Source organism: Mesorhizobium hawassense, assembly GCF_003289945.1.
Lineage (GTDB): Bacteria > Pseudomonadota > Alphaproteobacteria > Rhizobiales > Rhizobiaceae > Mesorhizobium > Mesorhizobium hawassense.
This window is the reverse complement of the sequence record NZ_QMBP01000045.1, coordinates 1-9,928: the sequence shown is the minus strand read 5'-3', so window position 1 is coordinate 9,928 and position 9,928 is coordinate 1. Positions and strand designations below refer to the sequence as shown.

At 64.5% G+C, this 9,928-nt stretch carries 11 protein-coding genes; 3 read left to right on the top strand and 8 right to left on the bottom strand.

The annotated features are described in order from the left end of the window. Positions 1–873: 873 nt before the first annotated feature. Positions 874–2,442, bottom strand: coding sequence for a WD40 repeat domain-containing protein (locus DPM33_RS35420; protein WP_112102207.1), 1,569 nt, complete (start codon positions 2,440–2,442; stop codon positions 874–876). A 287-nt stretch (positions 2,443–2,729) separates the two neighbouring features. Between DPM33_RS35420 and DPM33_RS35415 the strand changes: the two genes are divergently transcribed. From DPM33_RS35415 to DPM33_RS35405, 3 genes are all read left to right on the top strand, one after another. Then, positions 2,730–2,825 (top strand): putative RiPP precursor, encoded by a 96-nt coding sequence (locus tag DPM33_RS35415; protein WP_112102206.1) that lies wholly within the window; start codon positions 2,730–2,732, stop codon positions 2,823–2,825. 27 nt (positions 2,826–2,852) lie between these two features. After that, positions 2,853–2,948, top strand: coding sequence for a putative RiPP precursor (locus tag DPM33_RS35410; RefSeq protein ID WP_112102205.1), 96 nt, complete (start codon positions 2,853–2,855; stop codon positions 2,946–2,948). Between the two features lie 117 nt (positions 2,949–3,065). Beyond that, positions 3,066–3,155, top strand: a complete 90-nt coding sequence (locus tag DPM33_RS35405) for a putative RiPP precursor (RefSeq protein WP_112102204.1) — start codon at positions 3,066–3,068, stop codon at positions 3,153–3,155. 86 nt (positions 3,156–3,241) lie between these two features. Here DPM33_RS35405 and DPM33_RS35400 read toward each other — a convergent pair whose 3' ends face one another. From DPM33_RS35400 to ligD, 7 genes are all read right to left on the bottom strand, one after another. Then, positions 3,242–4,432, bottom strand: a complete 1,191-nt coding sequence (locus DPM33_RS35400; protein WP_112102203.1) for a hypothetical protein — start codon at positions 4,430–4,432, stop codon at positions 3,242–3,244. A 348-nt stretch (positions 4,433–4,780) separates the two neighbouring features. Next, entirely contained in the window at positions 4,781–5,554 is a 774-nt protein-coding gene (locus tag DPM33_RS35390; RefSeq protein ID WP_112102209.1) for an exodeoxyribonuclease III, read from the bottom strand. Between the two features lie 283 nt (positions 5,555–5,837). Then, a complete protein-coding gene (locus tag DPM33_RS35385; protein WP_112102202.1) occupies positions 5,838–6,476 on the bottom strand; it encodes an alpha/beta hydrolase family protein in 639 nt (212 codons plus the stop codon). Positions 6,477–6,531: 55 nt separating this feature from the next. Beyond that, a complete protein-coding gene (locus tag DPM33_RS35380; protein ID WP_112102201.1) occupies positions 6,532–7,215 on the bottom strand; it encodes a hypothetical protein in 684 nt (227 codons plus the stop codon). Between the two features lie 3 nt (positions 7,216–7,218). Next, on the bottom strand, positions 7,219–8,343 hold the full coding sequence (locus tag DPM33_RS35375; RefSeq protein WP_167449327.1) for a tetratricopeptide repeat protein: 1,125 nt from the start codon (positions 8,341–8,343) through the stop codon (positions 7,219–7,221). Positions 8,344–8,353: 10 nt separating this feature from the next. After that, positions 8,354–9,262 carry a non-homologous end joining protein Ku gene (gene ku, locus DPM33_RS35370; RefSeq protein WP_112102200.1) on the bottom strand — a complete coding sequence of 303 codons (909 nt, stop codon included), beginning with the start codon at positions 9,260–9,262 and terminating at the stop codon, positions 8,354–8,356. Between the two features lie 409 nt (positions 9,263–9,671). After that, the coding region (ligD, locus tag DPM33_RS35360; protein ID WP_483466567.1) for a non-homologous end-joining DNA ligase LigD at positions 9,672–9,928 on the bottom strand (257 nt) is incomplete at its 5' end.

Genomic DNA, 9,928 nt, shown 5'->3' with positions numbered 1-9,928 from the left:
AAAGTCCGCAGTAGCGAATTGCCTCCTGCTGGACAAAGCCATTTTGCTCCATCCAGCGGAGTGCCATCCTGAGCTCTTCAGGAAGGTGCAGCGCTGCGGGAAACGATGCTTCAACCTCGTCCAGGAAACTATTCATGCTCTTGCCTTTGACGGTGGCTCAGGCTCGCTCAATTGGCGTGCAGTCACTTTCTTGCCCCGCTGGGTGTCTTCGCCGCAAGGGGGAAGGTTGGCTGGCGCATACGCTTTCCGCAATCGCGTTGGAGGAATGGCGCTGAGCACGCCGCTGCTGATCTCCCCCCTTGTGGGGGAGATGGCCGGCAGGCCAGAGGGGGGCGCGAAGGATCACGGCCCTGGTTCATAGCCGCATTGTAAGACCTGCGTGGAAGGCGGTAGAAATTAGCTGAAAGGCCGGCGGGACAGCGCCCCCCTCTGCCCTGCCGGGCATCTCCCCCACAAGGGGGGAGATTGCGCTCTCAACCGCTTTCGCCAACCCTCAACGTCTCTGCTCTGGCGCGCTCGCGAGCATCCCCCATCGCCGCCACTTCATGAAGCTGCTAAAGTCCACGCCATGGTCCTCACGCGAAGGCATCATCGATGAGCGCTCTCGAACCATGTCCGCTGTGCAAGTCCGACAGAGCCGTTCGGCCCAAGCTGGTTCTGATCGACGAAGTCTATAACGGGCAGGATTCCCGAGAGAGGTACGCCGTTCCCCTGCGGGTTGACGATGTCGAGACCGATTTTTTTTGAAGGGTGAGCCATTGCAACAGTTCCTGAATGGGTTCTTTTGCGGGAATTGCGGAAAAGCCTTCATCCCGGAAGAACAACTCAAAAAAGGTCACCCACGGTTCCGGCACCCGTCGAACCGGTAGGGCTCTACTCCGGCGCGCCCGCGAACAGCACCTTGCCGTCCCCTCCGGCAGCCGGCCAGTCACGGATGGTGCGGTCGATGCCGCCGGTGAGAAGCGTGCCGTCGGCGGCGAAGGCAACCGAGTAGATCGGCCCGGTGCCGGGGTCGAATTCGGCGATCTCGGCGCCGGTGTCCATGTTCCAGATGCGCGCCGTGCCGTCGAGCGAGACGGAGCCGAGACGCTTGCCGTCTGCCGATAGGGCAAGCGCATAGACCGTACCGGAATGGCCGTCGAAGCGGCGGACTTCCTTGAAGGTATCGAGGTCCCATAGTTTGATCGTGTAGTCGCCGCTGCCGGTCACGGCATGGTGGCCATCGGCGGTGAAGACCGCGCCATAGGCGCCGCGGTCGTGGCCGTGCCAGCTGCGCAACTGCTTGCCGGCGACGACGTCCCAGAGCTTCAATTCGCCGTCGATGCTGCCGGAGATGGCGCGCGTGCCGTCGGGCGAGACGGCGACGGAGCTGACCGACCAGTCATGGCCGGGCAGCACATGCAGGACAGTGCCCTTCTCCAGGTCCCAGACGACGACCGAGCCGGTGTCGTGGCCGCTGACGGCCAGTTTGCCGTCGGGGCTGATGGCAAGATCCCTGACGCCACCATTCCGGCCCGACGCAAAGACGTGCAGCACCGTGCCGTCGGAGAGCTGGCGCAGCACGATCTCGCCGTCGTCGCCGGCGGTGAGCGCGGTCTTGCCGCCGGGCATGAAGAGCGCGACGCGGGCCATGTCCTTATGCTCGCCGAGGTCGCGGATCAGCCGCTGGCCGTCGATGTCCCAGAGCTTGATCATGCGGTCGGTGCTGGCGCTCATGATCTCGCGGCCGTCGGCCGAAACCGCCAGCCAGACGACGGCGTCGCGATGGCCTTCCGGCGCGGTGGGCTGAGCCGGAGGCGCCTGCGGAGGCGGCGCCACGGTCTCCGGCGGCGTGACGGGTGCGAGAGCGGTCTGCTGGGCGGGTAATGCGAGTTGGACAGGCTCGCGCTCGACCGGTGCGACGACTGTCGGCGTGGGCGGAACGGGCTGCGTGGGCTGCGTGGACTGCACGGCGGGTTCGACGGGCGACTCCGGCTTCGCGGCCTCCTGTTGCGCCGTCGCGGGCGCGGCTGGCTTGACGCTTACCTCAGGGGCTGTCTTCGGCTCGGGCGCTTGCTTCGGCTCAACCGGCGCCGTCGCGACCTGCTTCACCGGTTCGTTATCCTGCGTCCGCCAGGGATCGACCTGATCGACGACGATGGCGAACAGCGCCAAAAGCGGGACAGCCAACGCGACGCGGCGCGGCCACGGATGGCCGGTCGGCGCGATCTCGGCGTCGCGGCCGAACACGGGAGCGGTCGGATCATGCCTTGCCGCGGCGGACAGCAGTCCGGCGAGGAACAGCAGCCCGGCAAGAACCGACAGCGCGCCGACCACGCCGAAGACTTCCAGGCGCGCCGTCGCCAGCGGCCCGCCGACCAGCGCCGGATAAAGCCTGGCGAAGCAGGCAATGCCGACGATCAGCATCGCCAGCGCCAGCAGCCTGTCGGTCGATCTTTTCATTTCGTCCCCCCGCGCCCTTGCCGCTTCCTCCGCAACAATATGGAGGCGGCAAGCGGCCAAGGCATCATAGCCGAGCTCGCGGCCGAGGCTAAGTGCAAGACATCACACAGCTTTGCCGGGCGATATCTTGCGCATCCGGTTCCGGCCGGCGCGGGCATCCCACTATTGGGAGGCGGTTACATCAGTAAAACGCTATCCCCAGGAACAGCATGGCCCTTTTCCCGCCGGTTATTGACAGAAACGGCTCATATGAGATTATCCGCCTGTATTTCGAGGAGGGAATTCGAATGAAGAAGACTTACGAGAAGCCGGTTTTGGTCCGCAAGGGCAAGCTTTCGATGGTCGTGGCGGGCGCGTCGATCGTCAACGGCGCCGCTCCTTGACGGCGGAATCGATAGGGGGAATGCGGAGTGAAGAAGATTTACGAGAAGCCGGTTTTGGTCCGCAAGGGCAAGCTTTCAGCGGTTGTGGCGACTGCCTCGCTCGCCAACGGCAGCACGACCTGACGATATAAATTCACCGCAGTAAGAAGAAATGCGCAGCGCGGAAGGGTCCGTCCGAAGGCTTGCTTGACAGAATGCGCGCGCATGAGATCATCCGGCGGAATCTTCAGGAGAGCTTGGATGAAGAAGACCTATGCGAGGCCGACCCTGGTCAAGAAGGACAGGCTTTCGGCCATCACGGCCAACGGCGCCGCTTCTCCCGTCATCTAAACCGAACGTGCGTTGCACGACCTTCAAGCGACGCGCGTTGATCTTGGTTAGGTAGCGCAAGAATGCCGTGCTTTGGCCAGCCTGCGTCAAAGCACCAGAACCAGATCGTCCAGCACCATCTGCCAGTGATGCTTCGTCGACAGGCGCACGCGCGTCACCGCCTTAAGCATAGGCGCGTAGTGGACCGGCGCCAGCGCCGACAGCACGACCTCGTCGCTGGCGACCAGTTCTCCCCCCAGCCAGCTTTCCACCAGCGCCACCTCGCCTTCCGACGTGAGCCAGGCCGCGGTCAGCATCACCGAATGGAAGCCGAAGGGCGCGGCGCGGCCGAACTCGCCAGGATGGCCGCTGCTGGTATAGGCGATATAGGCGCCCGACACGTTGCCGTTGACATAGCCCTCGCTGTTCGGCGTGTGGTCGCGCGACATGGCGTTGAGATTGCGCCAGTCGAGCCCGGCATGGCCCGACGGCACCTTGTACAGGCCGCGCGGCGTTATGTCGTCGAAGCCAGTCGTGGTGAGCCTTGCCTCGGGCGCCGGCGCGCCGGGCGACAACCGGCCGAAATCGACCGGATAGGCCGACAGTTTGAGCCTTCGGTCGAGCCCGGAGCCTGTAACGACGATCTCATCGGCATCGACGTCGAGCGGGAAGCGGAAGGCGGCGTCCGCGGACAGAGCGCGGCTCTCGAGCAACTGGCCCTTGCCCATGACCGACAGCGTGGCGCCGGAGCCTGCCGGCGTGCCGCCGCTCACCGTCCGCCCCGGCGCCAGACCGACCGGTTTCGGCAACCCCTCGCCGGCGAGGCCGACCATCGAGCCCGGCGCTTCCATGAGGCGCACCGGCTGGTCCGCGTTGGCACTGCTGGCGCGCCAGCCGGGCGGCACCGAGACAGAGAAGCGGTAGAGCCCGGGCCGCTGGATCACCGCGCTGCGGCGCTTGGCCGACATCGCGAAATTGGCAAAGCCGGCGCCATTGCTGCGCGCGGCGGCGAGGAAGGTGCCGCGTTCGTCATGGAGCCGCACCACGATGCCCGCCATCGGCCGGTCCGCCCCGCCATAGACGCCGTCGCCATCGACATCCATGTAGACGAAGGACGAGAAGTTGAGCTTGCCGGAAGTCGGCGCCCAATTGGCGCGCGGCGCATAGTCGCCGGCCGGATCGGGATTGCCGCGCGCCCTGCGGCGCTTCCGGCGCCGGCGCAGCGCAACCGCGATCAGGCCGCCGGCGCCGGCAAGGACGAAGGCCGAGACGAGGACGACGAGGATGGTGTCAGCCATGGCGAGGCGATGGCTGGAGAAAATTACCCAAGATGAAAAGCATGAGGTCTGAGATCCCCCTTCCACGTCCTGCAAAAGCTAACGTGAGAGGTCGTTGCTGCACAGCCACTACTTGCGAGATGCTGGGGTCAAACGTGGAGACGCTGGCGGGACAGCGCCCCCCTCTGTCCTGCCGGACATCTCCCCCACTTGGGGGGAGATTGGCAGCTTCGGCGCCGCGCCCTTCTTTCAACGTCGACAATTAGCGAAAGCCCGCGCAACATCTGATCTCCCCCCTTGTGGGGGAGATGTCCGGCAGGACAGAGGGGGGCGCGAAGGATCGCTACCTTCGGCGTTCTTCGGGAGAACTCACCCCAACTCCACCCAGACCGGCGCGTGATCGCTGGAATTGTCCCCTCCCCGCACCTCGCGGTCGATGCCCGCCGCTTTCAGTTTCCGCGCCAGCTTCTTTGACAGCAAAATGTGGTCGAGCCTGAGGCCCGCATCGCGCGGCCAGCGGTTCCGGCGGTAGTCCCAGAAGGTGTAGAGCTTCGCCTCCTTCGGGAAGACTTTGCGCAGCGCGTCGGTCCAACCCTGCTCGACGAGTGCCGCGAAGGCGGCGCGGCTTTCGGGCTGCACCAGCGCGTTGTCGTCATAGGAGCGGGTGTCATAGATGTCGCGCGGCTCGGGCACGATGTTGAAGTCGCCGGCGAGCACGACCGGCAAGCCGGTGTCGAGGAGTTCAGCCGCATGCGCCGCGAAGCGTTCGTGCCAGGCGAGCTTGTAGGTGAATTTCGGCCCCGGCTGCGGGTTGCCGTTCGGGGCATAGAGGCAGGCGACGACGACGCCGTCGACCGCCGCCTCGATGTAGCGCGCCTGGCGGTCGGCATCGTCGCCGGGCAGCGCGTCGCGGGTCAGCACCGGCTCGGCGCCTTTTGCCAGGATGGCGACGCCGTTCCAGGTCGGCTCGCCCTTCCACACCGCGCCATAGCCGGCGTTCGCAAGGCGGGTCAGCGGGAATTGGGTGTCGCGGGACTTCAGCTCCTGCAGGCAGACGACGTCGGGCTTGGCGCGGGCGAGCCAAGCGAGCAGGTTGTCCAGCCGGCTGTTGATGTTGTTGATGTTGAAGGTGGCGATTTTCATCACCGGCATGAAGCAGGAAGGCGGAGATGGCCGCAAGGGGTGGTCGCCCCAGGACCGCTGATGCGCAGGCTGCCAACCACGCCGCGTCGGCGCCGCCCCTCATTGCCCTGCCGGGCATTTCTCCCGTGAACGGGGAGAAAGAGGCTGGCCGCCATGCCGGCTCCCCTATTTGCAACGCTGGTGATTGGCGAAACCAGCGACGACAGCCCCTTCGCCCCGTTTTACGGGGAGAAGATGGCGGCAGCCAGATGAGGGGCGGCGCCAACGCCTGAGAGCATGCTGCTTATGGTTGCGCCAGCCTGGCCTTGATCGTCTCCGCCACCGTCTTCAAGTGATCTGCCGTCGAGAAACCCGAGATCGCCTTGCGCGGTTTCAAATCGTGATCGCCATCCTCCAGCCAGACCACCTCGATGGCCTTGGACAGGCCGTAGGTCGCGACTTCCTCCCTGGTGCCGAACTCGTCGCGCGTGCCTTGAAAAATCAGCGTCGGCGTCTTCAGATCGATGAGATGCTTGGTCCGCAATTGCTCCGGCTTGCCGGGCGGATGAAACGGGTAGCCGAGGCAGACCAGGTCGGCGATCTCGCCCTTGGCGAACATCTCGTCGGCGACCATGGAGGCAACCCGCCCGCCCATCGACTTGCCGCCGATGATCAGCTTGCCGGTCACGCCCCTGGCGCGCAGATCGGCGATGGCCTTGATGTATTCGGGGTTCACCGTTTCGGCGCGCGGCGGCGGCTTGCGGTGACCGTAGCGGCGCGCCGCCATGTAGTGGAATTCGAAGCGCGCGACCTGAAAACCGGCGGCCGCGAGCGCCTTGGCGGTGGCGGCCATCGAGGACGAGTCCATAGACGCGCCGGCGCCATGGGCGAGCAGAATGGTGACGGGGGCGGTGTCATCGCCGTCGAAGAGGAAGTGGGTCATGGGACGGTCTTTCTGAACATAAGCCCACCAATCCTTCTAGAATTATGCTGCAAGACTATGCTTGCGCGGCACCCGGGCCGCAAACTTGCGATTGCAGATATTCTACTTGTGCTGCTAGCAATCCAGGCCAGCCTGTCGCATCGATACCATCTATCCACTTGCAAGCGGCTTCACGCCCACGAGCCTGCTCGAGCAAGCAGAAATAGGCGGTGTCTCGCCATGCCCCGCACAATTGCGAATTACCGTCCATCACATCGAGCGCCGACTCCCAGGTGAACCATCGCCTGATCCATGCGCCGACCTTGCCCTCGAGATCAGCAGCGCACTGAGCTATGAAGGCATCCAGGTCCTGTTCGTCGGCGACCCAGAAGACGGGCCGGCTGGAGGATTGAAAATCTCCGCCTATGGCATTGAAGCCTTTTCGGAGGAATACGCGGTTCAGCTTTCGAGCGTTGCCGGTTTTGAACTGAGCCGAACTCGGATCCTTCACTTCATACCAGGCATCGAAATCCTTCCACAGCTTGGAGAATTTCTTCCATTTGAACTCCGCTGCAAGCTCGCAGTCATACGCGCCGTAGCGGCGGTCCGTGTAGCAATCCAGCTCAATGTTGAAGTCTGTTAGATTGCCCGTGCGGGCGATGATCAGCTTTGGGGTGCCCGGTTCGAACCATCGCTCGCCAAGTCGCGCGTGAAGCTCCTCAGCGACCCGCGTTCGAATGAACTTGGCATCGACCGTCACTGCCTACCCCGCGGTCCGCGCCATATGCAAATCCACGAACTGAATCCCCTTCTGCGCGGTCCGCGCCCATTCGGACTCCGCATCCAGTTCCAGATAGCGCACCCATAGCCGCCGCGCTTCCGTCAGATTGCCGGTATCGAACTCCAGCCGCGCGAGGTTGAACACCGGGTCGGCATAGGTCTCGTCGAGCGCGATTGCTTTTTGCAAATGCCGCCTTGCCGAGGCCGTCTTGCCTTCGTCGCTCATCAGGCCGGCGAGGTTGAACCAGGCCTCGACGAAGCCAGGGTCAAGCTTGATCGCGCGGGCATAGTCATGCGCTGCCTCCGCCACGCTGCCGGCGCCGCGCAGGCAGTTGGCGCGGTTGAAGGCTGCGATGGCGTCCTTCGGGTCGATCGCCATGCAGCGCTGGTAAAGTGCCGCGGCATCGTCGTGGCGCCCCTCCTCTTCCGCGGCTTCCGCCTCGGCGAACAGTTCTTCCAGCGTGTCGTCTTCCGAAGATCCAAGATCGAACAGCAATTGGCCGTCGAGCTCGCTCCTGCCCTCGTCGAGATAGATCGCATCCGGGCGGCCATGCTGCGAGCCGAGATTGAGCGACTTGGCGGTGAGCGAGGCGACCGGACCGGAGCGGTGGACGGAACGCGCGATCGCGCCCCAGGAGGCGCCGCTGGCGATCAGCCCGGCATATTTTTTTGCCAAGATCAGGTCGCGGAAGGAATACGGTTCGCCGTCATGCTCGAAAGCATCGAACAGCGACAGCAGGTCGAGATCGGCGCCGGCGAGCCGCGATTGGTCGATCAGCGATTGCCGCGACAGCGACGAGGCGTCGGGCGCGTTCATCAGGCCGAGCAGGCGCAGGAAGCCGTTTTCGCTGACGAGCTGGCGGCTGGCTTGGCGCTCGGTCTTCGCCCGGCGCTCGATCTCGGCATCGCCGGTCCTCGACAGTCCGGCCCTGGCGAGAAGCGCTCGGCCGAAGACGACGTGGGAGGTGCGGCGAGTGACGCCGCGCCGCAGCTCCGCATGGCGGCGCTCGACCTCGCGCGCGGCGAGCCGCAATGGAAAAGCGGCCAGCGCGCCGACGACGCCGAAGACGGCGCCGGGAACGATCGCTGGCCCCGCATTTCCAGTCACTTGCTTCCCGTCACTTCTTGCTCTTGCCGACGGCCTTCAACAGGTTCGCCTTCAGCGGGTTCTCAGGCGCGCCGCCGGCGGCCGCCTTCTTGGCGGGTTTTGCCGGCGCTTCCTCGGCCTTGCTCTTCGACTTGGCCGGGGGCTTCGCCTGCTGCGACAGGCTCGCCTTCAGCGCGTCCATCAGGTTGATGACGTTGCCGCGCTCCGGTGCGGCCGCGATGATCGGCTTGTGGCCTTTCAGCTTCTCGCGGATCATCGCCATCAGCGCCACCTCGTAGCGATCCTCGTAATTCTTCGGATCGAAGTGGGTTTCCTTCTGCTTGATCAGCGCCTCGGCCAGCTGCAGCATTTCCGCGTCGGGCTTGGCATCCGGGATGTTGCCGAAATATTCAGTCGTGCCGCGCACTTCGTTGGGGTTCCTCAACGTGCAGACGAACATACCGTTCTCGCGCGCGCCGATCGTCACCACGCGCTCGCGGCTGGACAGCACCAGACGCGCGATGGCGACCTTGCCGGACTTGCGCATCGCCTCGCGCAGCACCGCGAAGGTTTCCTCCGCCATGGCGCCGTCGGGCGCCAGGTAATAGGGCGCGTCCTGGTAGATCACATCGACCTCGCCCTCGTCGACGAAGGCCTCGATGTTCATCGTATGGTTGGATTCGATCCGGACCGTATCGAGGTCGGCGTCATCGATGATGATGTACTGCTTGTCCTCATACTCGTAGCCGCGCACCAGGTCCGAGCGCTCGACCAGGCCAAGCTCTGGATCGACCGGCTTCATGTTGATGCGGTTATGCGTCTTCTTGTGCAGCTGATTGAACGAGATGCGCTCGCTCGCGCTGGTGGCCGGATAAAGCCGGACCGGACAGCTGACGAGGCTGAGCTTGAGGTAACCTTTCCAACTTGCCCTGGGCGCCATGATGAACTCCTACGCGGCCATGCACTGACAGTTAGTTGCAGCATGGTCTTGTCCATGCTCTTTGCAGCGCTTCGTCCGGAGGACGATTGGGGCTGCCGAAATCCTACACCGACCCCTGATGGTACAACTGAATTCCTGACGAAATGTTTTTCGGGGGTGGGTTGGCGCGGAGGATAGTTCAAATTGTAGCGAGCGTCGATGGAGATGGACTGAGACGCTGGCGGGACAGCGCCCCCCTCTGTCCTGCCGGACATCTCCCCCACAAGGGGGGAGATTGGCAGCTTCGCCGCCGGCGCTACCCTTGCAACGTCGGCGATTGGCGAAGGCCGACGCGACATCCAATCTCCCCCCTTGTGGGGGAGATGTCCGGCAGGACAGAGGGGGGCGCGAAGGAACTCGACGCCCCTTGCTAACTTGCCTTCTCAAACCCCGGCAGATCCCTTGCAGCCTCATCGATCTCCGCCCACGGATCGCCCGACGTCTCCAGCAATCCCGGCAGCGAGGCGTAGTTCAGATCCTCGGGCGCGTCGATCGTCTCCAGGTCGGTCCAGCTCACCGGCGTCGAGGCAGGCAGGTTGGTGCGGGCGCGCAGCGAATAGGGGGCGGCGGAGGTGTGGCCGCGGGCGTTGCGGTGGAAGTCGATGAAGATGCGCTTCTTGCGGTTCT

Coding starts and splice junctions, on each gene's coding strand:
- DPM33_RS35405 (WP_112102204.1), top strand. CDS start 3,066: ATGAAGAAGACCTATGCGAGGCCGACCCTGGTCAAGAAGGACAGGCTT.
- DPM33_RS35415 (WP_112102206.1), top strand. CDS start 2,730: ATGAAGAAGACTTACGAGAAGCCGGTTTTGGTCCGCAAGGGCAAGCTT.
- DPM33_RS35420 (WP_112102207.1), bottom strand. CDS start 2,442: ATGAAAAGATCGACCGACAGGCTGCTGGCGCTGGCGATGCTGATCGTC.
- ku (WP_112102200.1), bottom strand. CDS start 9,262: ATGGCGCCCAGGGCAAGTTGGAAAGGTTACCTCAAGCTCAGCCTCGTC.
- DPM33_RS35385 (WP_112102202.1), bottom strand. CDS start 6,476: ATGACCCACTTCCTCTTCGACGGCGATGACACCGCCCCCGTCACCATT.
- DPM33_RS35390 (WP_112102209.1), bottom strand. CDS start 5,554: ATGAAAATCGCCACCTTCAACATCAACAACATCAACAGCCGGCTGGAC.
- DPM33_RS35400 (WP_112102203.1), bottom strand. CDS start 4,432: ATGGCTGACACCATCCTCGTCGTCCTCGTCTCGGCCTTCGTCCTTGCC.